The sequence below is a fragment of the Algicola sagamiensis DSM 14643 genome (genome assembly GCF_000374485.1).
In the GTDB taxonomy this organism is placed as follows: Bacteria; Pseudomonadota; Gammaproteobacteria; order Enterobacterales; family Alteromonadaceae; genus Algicola; species Algicola sagamiensis.
On the sequence record NZ_KB894493.1, the window covers coordinates 184,894 to 201,245 of the forward strand.

The 16,352-nt window shown below is 41.7% G+C and carries 15 protein-coding genes; 2 read left to right on the forward strand and 13 right to left on the reverse strand.

What is annotated here, in order from left to right; genetic code table 11:
* Positions 1 to 47 precede the first annotated feature (47 nt).
* The 11 genes from C505_RS0106630 to C505_RS0106685 form a co-directional block, all read right to left on the reverse strand.
* On the reverse strand, positions 48 to 533 hold the full coding sequence (locus C505_RS0106630; RefSeq protein WP_018691809.1) for a CvpA family protein: 486 nt from the start codon (positions 531 to 533) through the stop codon (positions 48 to 50).
* Between the two features lie 200 nt (positions 534 to 733).
* Positions 734 to 1,531 carry an SPOR domain-containing protein gene (locus C505_RS23530; protein ID WP_018691810.1) on the reverse strand — a complete coding sequence of 266 codons (798 nt, stop codon included), beginning with the start codon at positions 1,529 to 1,531 and terminating at the stop codon, positions 734 to 736.
* Positions 1,528 to 2,847 carry a bifunctional folylpolyglutamate synthase/dihydrofolate synthase gene (locus C505_RS0106640; RefSeq protein ID WP_018691811.1) on the reverse strand — a complete coding sequence of 440 codons (1,320 nt, stop codon included), beginning with the start codon at positions 2,845 to 2,847 and terminating at the stop codon, positions 1,528 to 1,530. The genes C505_RS23530 and C505_RS0106640 overlap by 4 nt, the downstream gene beginning before the upstream one ends.
* A gap of 3 nt (positions 2,848 to 2,850) precedes the next feature.
* A complete protein-coding gene (gene accD, locus C505_RS0106645; RefSeq protein ID WP_018691812.1) occupies positions 2,851 to 3,720 on the reverse strand; it encodes an acetyl-CoA carboxylase, carboxyltransferase subunit beta in 870 nt (289 codons plus the stop codon).
* Positions 3,721 to 4,023: 303 nt separating this feature from the next.
* Entirely contained in the window at positions 4,024 to 4,812 is a 789-nt protein-coding gene (gene truA, locus C505_RS0106650) for a tRNA pseudouridine(38-40) synthase TruA (RefSeq protein ID WP_018691813.1), read from the reverse strand.
* 116 nt (positions 4,813 to 4,928) lie between these two features.
* Entirely contained in the window at positions 4,929 to 6,197 is a 1,269-nt protein-coding gene (locus C505_RS0106655; RefSeq protein ID WP_018691814.1) for a phenylacetate--CoA ligase family protein, read from the reverse strand.
* Positions 6,194 to 8,704 (reverse strand): acyl-CoA reductase, encoded by a 2,511-nt coding sequence (locus C505_RS21665; protein ID WP_018691815.1) that lies wholly within the window; start codon positions 8,702 to 8,704, stop codon positions 6,194 to 6,196. Before C505_RS21665 ends, C505_RS0106655 begins: the two co-directional genes overlap by 4 nt.
* Entirely contained in the window at positions 8,697 to 9,872 is a 1,176-nt protein-coding gene (locus C505_RS0106665; RefSeq protein ID WP_018691816.1) for a LuxE/PaaK family acyltransferase, read from the reverse strand. Before C505_RS0106665 ends, C505_RS21665 begins: the two co-directional genes overlap by 8 nt.
* Entirely contained in the window at positions 9,859 to 11,031 is a 1,173-nt protein-coding gene (locus tag C505_RS0106670; protein ID WP_018691817.1) for a GNAT family N-acetyltransferase, read from the reverse strand. The genes C505_RS0106665 and C505_RS0106670 overlap by 14 nt, the downstream gene beginning before the upstream one ends.
* 378 nt (positions 11,032 to 11,409) lie before the next feature.
* Positions 11,410 to 11,874, reverse strand: coding sequence for an Mpo1 family 2-hydroxy fatty acid dioxygenase (locus C505_RS0106680; protein WP_018691819.1), 465 nt, complete (start codon positions 11,872 to 11,874; stop codon positions 11,410 to 11,412).
* A gap of 59 nt (positions 11,875 to 11,933) precedes the next feature.
* Complete coding sequence (locus C505_RS0106685; protein ID WP_018691820.1) at positions 11,934 to 12,350, reverse strand: DUF4826 family protein; 417 nt, start codon at positions 12,348 to 12,350, stop codon at positions 11,934 to 11,936.
* A 286-nt stretch (positions 12,351 to 12,636) separates the two neighbouring features.
* Between C505_RS0106685 and C505_RS0106690 the strand changes: the two genes are divergently transcribed.
* The gene (locus tag C505_RS0106690; RefSeq protein WP_018691821.1) at positions 12,637 to 13,680 is read left to right on the forward strand and encodes a Glu/Leu/Phe/Val dehydrogenase dimerization domain-containing protein; all 1,044 of its coding nucleotides are present in this window, start codon (positions 12,637 to 12,639) and stop codon (positions 13,678 to 13,680) included.
* Positions 13,681 to 13,903: 223 nt separating this feature from the next.
* Positions 13,904 to 14,320 (forward strand): hypothetical protein, encoded by a 417-nt coding sequence (locus C505_RS0106695; protein WP_018691822.1) that lies wholly within the window; start codon positions 13,904 to 13,906, stop codon positions 14,318 to 14,320.
* Between the two features lie 44 nt (positions 14,321 to 14,364).
* On the opposite strand, the gene C505_RS0106700 is transcribed toward C505_RS0106695, so the two are convergent.
* Complete coding sequence (locus tag C505_RS0106700; RefSeq protein WP_026317798.1) at positions 14,365 to 14,970, reverse strand: peroxiredoxin; 606 nt, start codon at positions 14,968 to 14,970, stop codon at positions 14,365 to 14,367.
* 252 nt (positions 14,971 to 15,222) lie between these two features.
* Complete coding sequence (locus C505_RS0106705) at positions 15,223 to 16,125, reverse strand: methyl-accepting chemotaxis protein (protein ID WP_018691824.1); 903 nt, start codon at positions 16,123 to 16,125, stop codon at positions 15,223 to 15,225.
* Positions 16,126 to 16,352 lie beyond the last annotated feature (227 nt).

The window sequence follows — 16,352 nt, forward strand, 5'->3', positions numbered from 1 at the left end:
CAGGCATTCTGACGTAGGGTATCAGAGTTGCTTGCTGGCAGTTTATTTTATTGTGTTAAAAAGCTTGAATTTGTCTGCAAATAATTGAAAAACCATTGGATAATGAACTTAAATTCAGGGATTAGTTTCGATCCCTGCCAAGCCGCATGATTCGGCAATGGCGTAAATGCATCCAAAGCAAAAAGCACCGCACTCACAATAAAGACGCCTCTTAAGCCACCAAAAATCATCCCAAGTGCACGATCTGTACTCGACAAACCGACCTTAGAAATCATTTTGTTAAAAATGTAGTTGACCATTGCGCCCAAGACCAGTGTTAGAAGAAACAAGCTGACAATCGCCGCTGCTTTACGCGCAGTGGGATCAGCGACAAATGTCATAAAAACAGCAAGATCTTTGTGAAAGGTCGAAGAGATGAAAAACGCAGTGATCCAGGTGACAAGAGAAATCGCTTCCTTTGTGAAGCCCCTAACCAAGCTGATTAGGGTTGAAAGCCCAATGACTCCAATAATCGCAATATCAAGCCAAGTCATATTTTTTTCACGTAATAAAAAGACGCGCAGATTCTACCAAATCAACCCGCTAAATGCATGACTTTTTTAATCAATGTTCTAGAGCTTATCAATGTCTGGTGATCTTTCGGAAATCCAAGCTGAATTCGACGATATGCATCAGCTACGTGGCAACAAATGAGAGGCCTGCTGCCACGTACAGCATTTTGAAACACGGCTTTTTAAATCGCTGTTGGAGAGTATGGTGAGAGTTTTCCCTTCAGCTTCGTCATTTTTTCGAGTTTTGGAATAGACTTTTCCAATCGGCTGGCATTCATATCTGGTCCAACAAATACTTTGGTTAATTGACCTGAAGCAGTTTTTACAGGACGCGTAAACACAACGAACCCTGCCTTTCTGAGCTTTTTCACCAAATTATCAACATTCGTCTTATTTTTAAAACTACCGAGTTGGATCACCCAAGCAATTTTATCTGCTTTGTTTTTTTCAACAGGCTTCGGCTTTTTCTTCGGTGGTTCTTGTTTAGGCTTCGTAAGTGGCTTCTTCTGAGCCACTTGCTGGCTTTCAGGCTTTTTCACTGGCTCTTTTTTAGAAGCTTGTGTCTTGGTTGTTTCTTTCTTATTGACCGTTGTTTTCGATTCTTTCTTTGCTGTAGGTGTCGGAGTTGTTCGCGAAGGAGGCTTTGACTGCGTTTCTTTTTCAGCCGATTTTTTTTCCGGAACAGGAATGCGGGGCGCTTTGTCGTTGACATGAGGCGCCGCACCAATAGTTACTGTCACGGGGTCTTTTTCTTCCATCACAAATTCTGGATCCGAGGAATCACTCAGTTTTTTCTTCACCTCTGCTTGAGTCACTGTTGGATTAAGTGGCACAGTTTTAATTTCCGGCTGCTCTGGAACAGTCTTAAAGTCATCCTGGTAACTGACTTTTTCACCATCGAAAATATCTGGAAGAAAAACAACACTGACTAGAACAATGACAATCAGGCCAATCAGTCGGTTTCGGTATGAGTCATTCATGTTTCACTCCCCTGCCACCAGGTCATCGCCTCGGAAACAGTAAAAAAGGAACCAAAAATTAGTAGGACATCTGAATCACGTAGAGATTCAACGGCAGTTTCACATGCCTCAGCTAATGTATCAAAGCAATTCACTTCAAAACATGCCTTATCAATGCATGTTGCATCTGAGATTTGCTCATTCTCTTTGCTGCTAAGGGTTAGTGCATCCAATAGTTGCTGTGTTGTTGCGCTTCGCTCAGTCTGTAATGGGGCAAAATACCAATTGCTAATTGTCAGATTGAGGTGGGCCAAAGTCTTTTGAATCGCTTTGTCTTTCATCATGCCACAAACAGCCGAAATTTTCTTATCAGGGTAATGCAGCTTAATTTTTTTATTTAGAAATCGTGCTGCATCTTCATTATGACCAACATCCATGAGTATCATGGGCTGAGTTGATAAGATCTGAAGCCGTCCAAGTAAAGAAAAACTGATATCCATACTCGCGAGTTGTGCCGGGGATGGGAGGTAGCCAATTTGTTTAAGCGCTAGCATGGCACATGCAACATTGTGAGGATGAAATGAGACGTTTGGAACTTGATAAAGCTCACCACCAATACCTAACGTTACTGTCGTATTATCGTGTTGGATCAAAAAGTCTTCTCCCGCCCAATATACTGAAGCTCCTATCTCTGCTGCAGCTTCACGAACGCGCTCTGGGGCATCTGGTTGTCCAATAATAAAGGGGCGATTCAACCGAGCGATACCTGCTTTTTCGTAACCGATCGCAGAGAGGTCTGTGCCAAACCAGCGCTCATGATCCAGGCTGACAGAAGTGAGAATGCTGACATCAGGGGAAATAATGTTTGTTGCATCAAATCGACCGCCTAAACCTACTTCAATCAACAAAACTTCTGGAGATGCATCCGCAAATAGTTTAAATGCAGATAAAGTGCCAAACTCAAAGTAAGTCAGGGTTGCGTCATCCCGCATTTGCTCAACCCACTCAAATGAGTCAATAAATGTCTGTGGGGACGGGTTGTTGCCGTTTAACCGAACACGTTCGGTATAGCACTGAATATGTGGTGATGAATATACACCTGTCGAAATACCTTGAGCATGAAGTAACTGCTCCATCGCTCTAATCGTCGTTCCTTTACCGTTTGTTCCAGAAACGAGGATGATTATGCTTCCACCAAAATTGAGTGCCATTTTATCAAATACGCATTGGATGCGATCTAGGCTGAGATCAATTTCAATTGGATGTATAGATTCGAGGTGTGATAGCCAGCCATCCAAGTCCATTGGATGGCTCAGTAAATTATTGTTTTTTTGCATTTCCTAGGCAGTAGCCGACTTCTCATCGGATACATGGTACATAAATTTTTGAATCAATCTCGCAATTGTATCGCGCATTTCTCTGCGGTCAACAATCATATCAATTGCACCATGTTCTAATAGGAACTCACTGCGCTGAAAACCTTCCGGTAAAGTTTGACGAATCGTCTGCTCAATCACTCGTGGTCCGGCAAAACCAATCAGGGCTTTTGGCTCTGCAATGTTCACATCTCCCAACATGGCCAAACTTGCTGAAACACCACCATATGTTGGATGAGTCATGACAGAAATATACGGTAACCCCTTTTCTCGCATCTTCGCAAGACCAGCACTTGTCTTCGCCATTTGCATCAAAGACATGAGTGCCTCTTGCATTCGCGCACCACCACTGGCGGCAAAGCATACAAGCGGGATATTTTCTTCAAGGCATGCTTCTACAGCTTTGATGAATCTAGCCCCCACTACTGCGCCCATTGAACCACCCATAAAGCCATATTCAAATGCACAGGCAACTACGGGAGCACCCTTCACTTTTCCCTTCATGACAACAAGCGCGTCTTTTTCCTTAGTTTTTTTCTGAGCAATCGAGATTTTATCTTTATACTTTTTGATATCTTTAAACTTTAAGACATCTTGTGGCTCCAGCTCTTCTCCTAGCTCAGCCTCAATCCCCTCGTCCAAAAAGAAAGTCAAACGCTCTCTTGCAGAAACTTTGTTATGATGCTCACACTTTGGGCACACCCCGAGTAATTTCTGCATCTCTTGATGATAGATAGTCGCGTTACAGGACTTACATTGAGTCCAAACCCCTTCAGGAATATTACGACGACGAGATGACTTGGTTTTTGGTAGAATTTTCTCAATCCAGTTCATTGATTTCTCTCTGGTTAGCTCCCCTGCTACCCTTGAACATTCAGCATATATGAATGTACATGAAGTATGATCAGCCAAATACATGTGCAGTATTCGATCCCAAACATACTATACAAAAGCTCTTGTCATTAAAACAGAACCAAAACAGGGATTTATTGCATCAATTGTAGATTTAAAATAATTTTTTGTAAGCGATCAAAACTCTTGGGGCCAATTAAAACATAATCAAGCCCGGAAACAATAGCAAAAACTGGTCTTAACTGTTTTTCTAGTGCGAACGGTGGTCAATTATTCAGTAAAAGATCAATTGTTCGGTAAAAATAGTGGCCCCAGTGCTTCCATAGGAATACCACATTCTTCTGGGTAATCGACACTGACTAAATAAAGTCCGCCCGCTTTTGCAGTCGCAGCAGCAAGGTTTCTATCCTTTCCATCAAGTAGCGCTTTGATCCAAGAAATATCCTGTTTTCCTTTGCCAACTTCAATCAAACTACCTGTAATATTTCGGACCATGTGATGCAAAAATGCATTCGCTTTTATATCGATGATGACAAAGTCATTTAAGCGCTCTACACGTAAATGGATCATATTACGAAATTTACTTTTTGATTGGCATTGTACTGCTCGAAATGCTGAGAAGTCGTGTTCTCCAATTAAACACTGGGCAGCTTCATGCATTCTCTCTGCATCAAGGGGATAATGATAATGGCTCAGGCCATGTTGATGGATACCAGGTCTCAAAGGGTGGTTATAAATAATGTAGCGATATCGCCGTGCTGTTGCAGAGAAGCGCGCATGAAAATCATCATCGACCGGTTTCGCCCATTTCACAGCAATACCATCAGGCAAGTTAGAATTCATACCCAATGTCCAAGCACGGATATTTCTTTCACTGGTCGTATCGAAGTGGATCACCTGATTAGTCGCATGTACACCTGCATCCGTTCTTCCTGCACAAAACACCTCCACAGGGTGATCGGCTATTGTGCTTAAAGCTGTTTCAATACGTTCCTGAACACTATCAACTTCTCTTTGTCGCTGCCAGCCAAAATACTGACAGCCGTCATATTCAATACCTAATGCAATCCGCATGCATTCGCCTTCAGGGTTACCACAAAAATGAATGGTGGATTATACATAGGCCGCCTTTATCTTTCAAAACTTCAAATCGCTTTTCCATAAAAAGGCGGACCATTATTCTCAAATCGCTATCCTGTGATTCGTCGGTCAATCACTTTAAGCTGTTTGCCTGTCCTTGAGTTACAAATCAACGCTTCAGCTGTGATCCATTCGACTTGTAGTGGTCCAAGCTGATCTTCTCGTACAAAGTCCAGATAAAGTGGCCGGAATGTATAAAACGCATCTTGAATTGCTTGGGTTCCCCCATGCGTTTCCTGCCCCTTTAGACTGACTAATCTTAACGTTAGAAAGTCTTTATCCTCCTCCCTTTGAACCAATAATTGGAAATCCGTAATCGCATACTGAGACTGAAATTCCTCGAGAAGCTTTTGAATATCTGATGTATACACAGTCACGGGGCCAACTCGCGCCGCTTCATCTGAGCGTCCAAGGAGTTGAAATCTAGGTTTTTTCGATAGTGGAGAAGTCGTCCACATTGCCCGATCGCCTGCTGGATAACGAATAATCGGCATCAGCTTGCGCGTCAGATTGGTAATATAGACTTTACCTGGGCAATTTACTTGTGTGATCGGTTCTAACGTCTCTTCGTCCAATATCTCAAGAATACTTTCATCAAATGCAACATGCTCATTGATATCACAATCTGGTGTCGCAAAACCCAGTAAACCTGCGTCAACACTGGCATATCCTATGGATTGAATATGGATCTCAGGGATGAAGTCTCTTAGAGTTTTCCTTTGGCTTTCAAAGAATGGTTCCCCGCCAAAGAGTATTTTTTTCAGGTTGAGTTGACTCGCTTCTACTGTACCCATCTGAATCGCATTTACGAGGGCCATCACACTTGTTGGTAAACCCACTAAAGTTTCAATCCCAAAGTCACAGAGTGTTTTGATCGTTGATTCTGGTCCCACCGAGCCAGCAATTGGAAATTGCAACGGTTGAACTGTAGATTGTTCAATTGAGTGATGAATAAATAAAAATGATGCGTAAAGGTCACCTGCATAGAACAGATTAGCAATACGCTCACCATCCACTAGCCCTCCTCGAACAAGCCCATGCCCAAACGCCTGACAAAAACTATCCCACTCTTGTTGGGTATAGTAGGAAACTTTCGGTACACCAGTTGTGCCTCCTGACTTAAAGACGACACCTGTAGGATGCCCCGTTAATAACGTGTTTGTCGATGAACTATTCGCCTGCCAGAATGAGTTTGACTCCACAACAGGTAATTCAGCGATGGATTGAAAATCAGGGCGAACATCTTGATAGAGGACACGGTAATATTCAGAGTGAGTCTTGGCATAATCCACAAGCTCATTCAGTGTGTAAACTTTCATTTTGCGTGCTCCCGAAGATCAACAACACGCTGAAGCTTGCCACTACCTGCCGTCCGCTGAAAATTCAATGGATTGACTTTTTCAACGCTCAATTTCAGCATGTTTTCTTGATTACAAGCTGAATTGAGTTCTTCATACTGTTCAAAAATGGCAGTTTTTACCGTTTCTTTTTCTATGGGTGAATGCTCATCTAGGTGGACTTCGATAGATTCCATATCCGCTCGTGTTTCGAGAACCATCTGAAACTCAAACGGATAATCCATTTTTTCAAGGATTTGTGCAATTTTCTGATAATTAATGAAATAGGTCGCAATTCGAAAAACATCACCATGACGCCCTAACAATTCAAACTTTGGCGCGGCTCGACCACAAGCACACGGCGTATTAACGAAGCGACCTAAATCACCGATATCATAGCGTTCAATGCGTTGCCCCGTTCGGCATTTGGATGAAACTATCAATCGTCCAATTTCACCTGCTGATACAGATTTGTCTTCCTCAAGATCCAAAATTTCTAAATCATGAAGTTGTTGATGCAGATGATGCTCTCCTCCTTCACAGTGCCCACACTGGTACCCGAGTGGCCCTGCATCAACACTCCCATAGGTCGCAGAGCGGATCAATGAAATCCCAAATGTATCCTGAAGCCATTGTCGTTGCTGTTGATTAAAGTGCTCCCCACCATAGAATACCTTTTGAAGACCACCATAAGCCTGAAGCTTCTCTTTTTGGGACTGTAATAACTGCATCAAATAAGAGGGCATTCCGAGGAGCGTATTGATTTCAAATTCAATGATGCAGTCTGCAACAAATTCAAAATCTTCATGGGCTGTCATCGGGTATTGCTTTGCATTTAACTGTTCCAATATCGTAAAAAAGCTGATAAACCCACCATAGAGTGCACCACCATAAAACAGGTTCATCGCATGATCTTTCGTCGGTTCAAACCCACTCGCGAGCAAGCCCATCCCTGCTGCTTCCATCTGTGCGTAGTAATCATCATAAGTGAAATATGAGAACTTAGACTGACCTGTGCTACCGCCACTTTTAAAGACTAATTGCTGGTGTACTTTTTCGATCTGGAGTGATTGAAAACCTTCTTTCGTGAGAATGGGTTGCCCTTTACGGTCTTTTTTCAATTGAGGTTGCAGCATTACCAAATCGCCCATGCCAGAAAAATCGTCTCCAAGTTGATAACTCACCCGACGTGTATAAGCACGTAACGCATATCGGCCATCATGCGGCGCCCCCATATAAGCTTCCTGCATTTGTCCAACAGCATTCACGCGCGTGACACCCGCTGCCAACATCCGTTGACTAATATTCGAAAATGAGTCCAACTGACAGACAAGCCCCACCGTTTGCAGGTAAGCGCGGAATGGTTTTAGGACAGTCACTATCTTTTTTTGCTGTAAAGGGCGGATCCAGATCGTTCGATACAAAGGCGATGTTTCCAACAATTCACGCGTATCAACAAAAATCCGCCAGTCTGCCTGCTCACCTTTGATAACGGTTGTATTGCCAAATGGTTTTTCCAACTCAAGTAAACGTGTCTGGATACTGATTTCAGCTTTTTCTGCCTCATCCGGGCTTTGTGGTGGCGTGGCTAAGCTGACTTTATCTAAAGACTTGGAAAACAGCTGAGCAAATTCTAAAAGCATTTCTTCATTATCCGTATCAATAAAAATGCATTGTGGCGCTGAACATGCGCGCTGGTCATTTAAGCAGATTTCTTCACTGAGTTTTTCCATGAGCGAAATTTGCTGACTTTGTGTCATTTGACCAAGATCAGCGATATATGCAAACGATATTTTTGGTCCCCAATCGATAAGCTCTGCATGTTTCGGAAGGATCTTTCGCGCACCTTCTACAGCAGCTTCACCACCCCAAACAGCCATCGCATCACAGCCGTGGAATGCGTACTTTAATAAATTAGTTTGTTTGGAAGATAAACATAACAAATACACCCAATGGTTGAGCTGCACATCTGTCATTGTCTGATTGAGTTCAGTAAAAAATAGAAATGGAAACGCACCTGCTTGGCTGCTTAGTTTCACCACGTTGATATTCTGTGACAAAAGACCTTCGATAATGCTGAGCACCCCAACAACGGGATCATTACTCGGCAAAATATGTCCAAGTAAACCTAAAGGTTGAAATGCTTCAAAATGGTTCTCTTCAAAAGAGACTCGTTTCGCACAAAATGGCGAAGTTGTACCGTACTCACGCTTGACTTTTTCTTTTAATGCATCAGCTTGCAAAAAGAATTGCAGACCCGCAAGTGCCTCATGTACTTCTTTTTCACTAAATTTTCTTGTCCCAAGCAAGGCATCAAAACAAGATTGGTAGAAATCCGATTGCTCGAATAATAATTCTGATAAATGCTGGCAGCCTTGGTAGAGGGTTTCGAGAGGAAAACGCTCCGTCTGCACTGATGCGATTGCTTGATACATTGTCTCAATGTCAGCATCTGTCCTAATTTCAGCAAAATGAGATAAATTAGACATGTTGAGACTCCTTTAAAAATTCATTCGCAGCAACGGCACAGCTTTTTGATTTACTGTTACCTGCCCGTCCAATAATCTGGAAAAAATCTGTTTGAATACCACAAGGACAGCTATCCCCAGGGTGGAGTTTTGCTAAGTCTCCCATCACGATAGAATGTGCAGGTGATGAAGTAATGTAAGGAGAAACAAAGTTCAATAACCCCACTTCTCCATAACCCAGCGGAGAAAAACTCATCACATCACGAATCAGTACTCTGGCATAAGTCGGTATATGAAATTGATGATGTTCACATTCAACATAAGGAACGCAGTGCTCCACACTCCCAAAACCATCCCGTAAACGATGATCGGGAATACCAATCAAGTCTGTCACCATCGGGTAAAAAGCTGACTTTTCAATCACCTTATCTTGGTGGCCTTTCCAACCGCCCCCAAGAAAAACAAATGACTCAGGATGTAGTGAGAATTTCAGGCTCAGGTTTTGAATTTTCTCCAAAGTAAAAAACAAAAATGAAGGGAAACCAAAGATCCGAAGGGGCACCTGATCTTGTGCTGATTTTTCAATAGCTCGAATACAGCCAAACAAATCAAACTCATGACCATCCCCCATATTTTTCAACGCATAAGTCACGTTCCTTGCAGGCGCATATTTACACAAAAAGTTATCCGTATATGAAGTCCCAACCTTAAAGCCCGGCATCGGCTCGTAGGAATACAAGAGGTAATCGACTTCCTGCTCTGGGGTATTCCAACCGTAATAATCAAAAATATTGTCGACCATCACTTGTGCACTTCCAAGCGACCAAGCATCAAAAAACATCTGTGACTTTTGCCCTGTTGTGCCGGAAGAAGTTAAGTGAACATCAACCTCATCCACGTCAATCGACAAAATTTCATGTCGCTTTAAGAGGTGTGCCATTAAATAAGGAATTTTTCCTAAATCTTCTTTTGATGTAATCGTGCATTCTGTGTAGCTTTCTTGCTGACATAGTGCTTGATAGTAGTTCGACTTTTTTTGGTGCCATTGGATCACTTCTTTCATTGCTTGATAAAAAAGCTGATCGCTGTGTTCATCCGATTGATATGGATTGTTCAAAGAAACAAGTTGATACAGATTTTCCAACGTTAAGTCGTTGTCCTTTGGGGGCGTCAATTTAATAAGTGCCATCAAATACCTCGAGAGAATCTAAGTTCATTTCTTTCCATAACTCCATGTATTGCTTTAAATAGGGATGGAAATCGGCGTTTAATTTTATTTTTCGAAAATCAAGTGGGTACAAACTTCGGCTTAGAAAAACAAAATCCTGACAATGATCGTCATCAACTTTCATTGCAGGATACACAGCAGAAGGTTGGAAGTTGGCGTCTAAAACCATTTGGATCGAAGCGGAGTGTTCGCAGCCAATCATGAGTTCAATATAAGAAACGCCTATGGACTCCAGCTGAAAAAGAAGCCGCTCAAAACACCCCTTTAAAGTGTATAAAGGTTGGCTGAGCGAAATGATCACCATATATCGATCTTTTTTATTCATGTATGCGAAGACCTCTAACTGGCCATCCGCAGACACAATCAAGGTATTTGGTTCATGAAACGGGTAAAAGCGCTCGTATTCCGTCAGCTGCTTGTGTTCAAATAGATGCTTTACATAATTTGGAGCATGGATCACTTCAAATTGAAGTGGTTTGGATGTGATTGACTCATGTGCTTTCAGTTGATACGGCGTATATTCTGTTTGAACTCCTAAATTTTTATCCTGAATTTTAAGAATTTTCATTATTTTTTCAGGAACTGATGTGATGGGTGTTCTACGCTCAAGGATGCCGTTGCGATAGCGTCCCAGCAGAGTGACAGTCTCATATTCTTCTAATTTATGCGCATTTGGAAAGATGCCAAGGGGGATAAATTTGTTCTTTAAACACATCAGTTGTGGACCGAGACTGACCGTCCGGGTGGTTGTATAAATTGAATTCAGCTGAATGTATTCTTCCGATGTCTCTTGCTCTAAAAATAAAGAACATCCATAAGCAATCAAGTCAGAGGCAATATTCTGCTTACGATAGTCTGGATGAACAACAACACCAGAAAGTTTGCCAATACGATGCGTTAAATCCAGTTCAAAAATGCAAGAACCGACAACCTTCCCCGTATTATCATCAACCATGATTGGCCAAAAAAACGAATTCGAAGTAATTGCGTCCGCCATGACTTCTCGGTCAGTCCCAAATTTCAGTGGATAACTCGTTCCATATGCTTGTAAATATAATTGAAGGATCCCCTCGATATGTTGAGATTCAGCAACAGCTATCGATAAACCTTCTGCGCTCATTTGACCTCCGAGTTTTGATATAAAAGATGATTGGATTTACATAAGGAACAGATTAAAAGATTTTGATGTAAAAAAAATTGAGTCATATTCAAAAAAATTAATAAAAAAGAAAAGATTGGGAAATAACTGAACAATGTTCAGCATACTGGGCAAACAAACATCGTTTTCAATCCGGCTGAACAATGAATGAAGCATCAGAAATTAAGAATAAATTCCTAATATTATGAATTTACTCGGAATTTCTGCGGGATTATACAGTAAAAAAGGGAAGTTTGGACCGAATTTATTTACAAAAATCGGTAGAAGTCAACCTAAGAACGATCAAACTATGGCGGCGCCTAAAAAAACACCTGCTTTTCAGTAAAAAATCAACAGACTTTAATATCGAATTCCCCAACGTCGGTATGCATAACAAAGCACCCAAGCAGGACCGATAAGTAAAAAGAAGATATCTTTGAGAAAGGAGGGTTTTTTACCTTCAATATGGTGACCGATAAATTGAAATATCCATGCAATGACGAAGGTAATCACGGACAACCATAGAATATTGACGCCAAGGAATTGCTCTAACCAAAAACAAAACAAAATGATAAGCATGCTTAAACACCCCATCCCAAGCGCAACACGAGGCGAAAGAAAAAAGTAAAAGACGAGGACAGGCAGCGTCATCAAGATACTCCAGTTTAACGAAGCATTCCAAGGCGTAGGGAGGCTCCAAAAAATGCCAATCACAGTTGCATAAATGATTGGCACAGCCACAAAGTGGATTTTTTTATTGGTTGGATTTTGATGGCTTTGAGCGTACTCTTCGAACCATTCATCAAGTGTTTTCATCTGCATCATACCGACCCTCAAGGTGGATTGGAAAGCAGACTCAATCACCGGAAAATAATGATTTTTCGTTAACTAACTTCCTGCCAAAGCTTTTCATCTTCAAAAACTTGATATAAACGCTCTGCACTGGCAATCAGATATTGTGCATATTCTATCTGTGCTTTTGTTTTTTGAGGTGCACGAAGTAGGTTTTCTGCATTCATCTGCCAACGAAATGAAAATGCTCGCATTGCTTCTCGAGCGTTTACCGCTGCACTGAGTGCAAAATGATCAGAAGGCACATCTCCGGTGATCACCCAAAGCTGCTCATTTGTTGTTGTTTTTAACTGCCACACCGCAACCATTGGTGCCAAATAACGTGAATTTTGTGGCGAAACCTCATTGGAAATCAGTCCTTTGGATGCCAGATATTTATTCGCATTTTGAAATTCCTTTCTTACCCATTCACTGAATTCATTTGGGGACTTTTGCAGTGTTTCTGTCATATTTACTACTCATTTCATCTCATTGAGTACCATACTCTAAAAGGGAATTCAGACGGTATCAAGCATTTATTCACATGAGGGGAGAATGTGCGCTTTTTACTGGTAATACCAGTTGGCAATCATGTGAAGTGCTGGCGGAATGAAAGTGATAGTGTTACATTTCCGAGGCCAATACGGATAGCGAGTAAGCCTGGCTTTCGCTTAGGTCTGCAACTTTTGATGGAAATATAAAGAAAGATAAACAGACCCTACAATAAAAAATACAAATGAATTGGAGGCGATCATAGTGGCAGTGTTTAATCAGAAAGATTTCGATAACCATGAGCAGGTCCTATTTTGTTCTGACGATGCATCCGGTCTAAAAGCAATCATTGCGGTGCATAGTACAAAACTGGGTCCGGCGGTCGGTGGGTGCCGACTCTGGAATTATGCCAGTGATGAAGATGCGCTGGAAGATGTACTGCGTTTATCTCGCGGGATGACATACAAAAATGCGATTACGGGATTACCATTTGGTGGTGGAAAGTCAGTCATCATCGGGGATGCTAAAACGATCAAATCAGACGAACTCTTCCGCGCATTTGGCCGATTTATTCACTCCCTCGGCGGCCGTTATATCAGCGCAGAAGATGTCAATATCACCACTGGCGACATCATGGTTGTCAATCAAGAGACACCATATGTAACTGGCTTGGAAGGTAAAAGTGGTAACCCTGCCCCATTCACTGCCCTTGGAACCTATTTAGGGATGAAAGCAGCAGCAAAGCATAAGCTGGGTACAGAAAGCCTGAAAGACGTTCGAATTGCGATTCAGGGACTGGGTAATGTGGGGCATTATTTATGTGATCGACTCCACAATGAAGGCGCAAAACTCATTGTCACGGATATCAATGAAGGCGCAATCAAACGTTGTGTTGAAGAATATGGTGCCGAAGCCGTTGCCTTAGATGACATTTATAGCCAAGAAGCAGATATCTACGCACCATGTGCGCTTGGTGCCACAATTAATGATCATACCATTGAACAACTCAAAGTGTCGATTGTTGCGGGTTGTGCAAATAACCAGCTTGCAGAAAGCCGTCATGGCCAGGCGCTGCTCGATCAAGGTATTCTTTATGCACCAGATTATGTGATTAACGCAGGTGGCATCATTAACGTTTCTTTTGAGTCTGTCCCTGGTGGTTATGATGCAGAGAAATCTACAGAAAAAGTCAACGAAATCTATCATACGCTTACAGAAATTTTCCAACGTTCAGCATCAACGGGGCGACCAACCAATGTAGTTGCGGATGAACTTGCCCTTGAAATTTTACAAAATGGTGGCAAGTAAGCCTCACACATCACACGATTTTTCATCAATAGAAAGAGCCAGAAATACGATGGCTCTTTTATAACCATTTTACTTCTCAATTGTATCCCCATCACGATAACTCAGACGATTTGATGGTCGACCACGACCCTAAAAAAGGAAACTTATTTACATTCCATTAAAGTATATTTAAAATCGGTTGTTATTTAGACGATTTGATTATTAATATAGAGTGTGGAGTTATATGGAGAAGTTCATCTACAAGGCTGTCATTTTGGTCGTTATCATTACATCCAGTTTGATCTACAAAAAGGCCACTGCATTTTCTATTGATGGAAAGTGGATATTTAATGAGTCCCTGACAACACAGGCATTGCTCAAAAACAGAACCTTGACGAATAAAGATAAAAAAGAGCTTTTTGAACTTTATTCCGGTTCCAGCATTGAGTTTAAAAATGGTGCTTTTAAAACTAGAGTAAAAGGACATGTCGACTCACATCATTACCGTGTCGTCAATCAAGATAGTGACTCAATGACAATCGGATATTTAGGCGGGGGGTTGACACAAGACAAAGATATTGAAATCCATGAAGTCGATCAAGGTTGTCTATATCTGGAATCCGTCTTTAACGGATTGAAGCTCTACTACTGTAAGACATGAAATTGAAGCCGCTCATCAAGCAGCGGCTTCGAATCTGAAAAAGCTTACAGCTTGTCCGCATTTTCAGAAAGGTATGCAGCAACGCCTTCTGGGCTTGCATTCATGCCTTTGTCGCCTTCGTTCCAGCCTGCTGGGCAAACTTCACCGTGCTCCTGATGGAACGCAAGCGCGTCAACCATACGTAGCATTTCGTCAACATTACGACCAAGTGGTAAATCGTTGACAACTTGGTGACGGACCATACCTTGTTCATCGATAAGGAATGAGCCACGGAAAGCAACACCTGCTTCTGGATGTTCAACATCGAATGCTTGGCAGATTTCGTGTTTCACGTCAGCAACAAGTGTATATTGAACTTGACCAATACCACCATCGTTAACAGACGTGTTACGCCATGCGTTATGGCTAAACTGGGAGTCAATTGAGACACCAATCACTTCAACACCACGCTTTTTGAATTCTTCAAATCTCTTATCAAAAGCGATAAGTTCCGAAGGACAAACAAATGTGAAATCAAGTGGGTAGAAGAAGATCACTGCCTTCTTACCCTCGATAGCATGGCTCAAGTTATAGTTATCAACAATCTCGCCAGAACCTAGAACAGCAGCGGCAGTAAAATCAGGTGCCTTGCGGCCAACTAATACGCTCATGAATTTCTCCATTGATGGTTTTATTATCTTGCCTCAAGACTCAGGGCGTGTTTAGCGAAAAATATCCATCAAAGCGACATTCATAAAAGATAAACATACCCTAAGATCGCGAGTCTCACGCAGGAATTATATAGGTCAGATTAAAAAAACCAAGGGGACAAACCAAGAATATTTTCGGTTTGTCCCCTTCAGTATTCATCACCAAGGATAAACGAGCAAAAAACCAGCAAACCTTTGGCGTATCAGAGCATTTTAAGACCACATGTTAGATTGATCTTGTAATTCCTCTCCTAATTCAACATTACGTGAAACATCATCAATGGTTCGTCTGGTATCGTCGACTAGGTTTTCCATATTAGAAACAATTTCAGAAGATGAACCCAGTTGCATTCTGATCTGATCAATCGTTTGCTCAACAGATTGAGAGCTTGCTTTCGCCATCCCAACAAGTGAGTCAAGTTGTTCTGATGTCACATCAGCTATTTCAACACTTTTATCAATCAGCTCCTGAACTTCTTTTTGTTTAAGAATGATAGAGCCTGAAATATCCATAATTTTTTTCATTTCAGTCTGGATCTGATCAGCAGACCCATTCGCTGTATTTGCCAAAGAACGGACTTCATCTGCGACAACCGCGAACCCTCTACCATGTTCACCTGCCCTAGCTGCCTCAATTGCTGCATTCAGTGCAAGTAAATTTGTCTGCTCCGCAATCCCTTTAATTGCTTCAACAAGGTGGTCAATGTTTTTACTGTTTTCATCAAGACTGGAAAGTAAGTCGGTAAACTCAGAAATAAATTGCGCTGAGGCTTTAATATTTTCAACCAGGCTTGCTAACTGCTCTATACAATCCTCACTCGTACTCGCGGTTTCCGAAGCGGATTCGAATGAGCTTTCAGAGATTGACTGTATCTCCTGCGATTGATCGATAAAGTGTCGTACAAGATCAAAACTATGCTCAATTGTACCTAATTTTTTGGTAATCGAATCATTTACATCTCTGGCAAGGCTTGCTATCTCACTGATTTTCATCTCGGGCTGATCTTCACGAAACTTATCATAAGATTCAGCTTTATCTCGCAACATTTGTAGCTCATCCCTATCTATCAATAACTTACCTTCAGGGAGCTTAGGTTTTAATAAGTCGCCAAACATAACTTAGCTTTTCCTTATTTATTCATGAAAGGTCAGAATGAATTGATTCACTCAACCAATTTGCCTTTGGTCTTGAGCAACAGAGACTTCTTTACTAAAAGGTAGCCGTATTCATAAGCTGCTTCTGATTTAACATAGACAAAATTAAGCCATTCGACAAAGTTTTGGGGCAGAACAATAAAACAATTCGTACATAAAGAAGTGTAAAAAGAAAGGGGACATTGCCC

What these genes read in the sequence shown, in the direction of transcription:
- C505_RS0106630 (WP_018691809.1), bottom strand. Translation starts at nt 533, where the DNA reads ATGACTTGGCTTGATATTGCGATTATTGGAGTCATTGGGCTTTCAACC.
- C505_RS23530 (WP_018691810.1), bottom strand. Translation starts at nt 1,531, where the DNA reads ATGAATGACTCATACCGAAACCGACTGATTGGCCTGATTGTCATTGTT.
- C505_RS0106640 (WP_018691811.1), bottom strand. Translation starts at nt 2,847, where the DNA reads ATGCAAAAAAACAATAATTTACTGAGCCATCCAATGGACTTGGATGGC.
- accD (WP_018691812.1), bottom strand. Translation starts at nt 3,720, where the DNA reads ATGAACTGGATTGAGAAAATTCTACCAAAAACCAAGTCATCTCGTCGT.
- truA (WP_018691813.1), bottom strand. Translation starts at nt 4,812, where the DNA reads ATGCGGATTGCATTAGGTATTGAATATGACGGCTGTCAGTATTTTGGC.
- C505_RS0106655 (WP_018691814.1), bottom strand. Translation starts at nt 6,197, where the DNA reads ATGAAAGTTTACACACTGAATGAGCTTGTGGATTATGCCAAGACTCAC.
- C505_RS21665 (WP_018691815.1), bottom strand. Translation starts at nt 8,704, where the DNA reads ATGTCTAATTTATCTCATTTTGCTGAAATTAGGACAGATGCTGACATT.
- C505_RS0106665 (WP_018691816.1), bottom strand. Translation starts at nt 9,872, where the DNA reads ATGGCACTTATTAAATTGACGCCCCCAAAGGACAACGACTTAACGTTG.
- C505_RS0106670 (WP_018691817.1), bottom strand. Translation starts at nt 11,031, where the DNA reads ATGAGCGCAGAAGGTTTATCGATAGCTGTTGCTGAATCTCAACATATC.
- C505_RS0106680 (WP_018691819.1), bottom strand. Translation starts at nt 11,874, where the DNA reads ATGATGCAGATGAAAACACTTGATGAATGGTTCGAAGAGTACGCTCAA.
- C505_RS0106685 (WP_018691820.1), bottom strand. Translation starts at nt 12,350, where the DNA reads ATGACAGAAACACTGCAAAAGTCCCCAAATGAATTCAGTGAATGGGTA.
- C505_RS0106695 (WP_018691822.1), top strand. Translation starts at nt 13,904, where the DNA reads ATGGAGAAGTTCATCTACAAGGCTGTCATTTTGGTCGTTATCATTACA.
- C505_RS0106700 (WP_026317798.1), bottom strand. Translation starts at nt 14,970, where the DNA reads ATGAGCGTATTAGTTGGCCGCAAGGCACCTGATTTTACTGCCGCTGCT.
- C505_RS0106705 (WP_018691824.1), bottom strand. Translation starts at nt 16,125, where the DNA reads ATGTTTGGCGACTTATTAAAACCTAAGCTCCCTGAAGGTAAGTTATTG.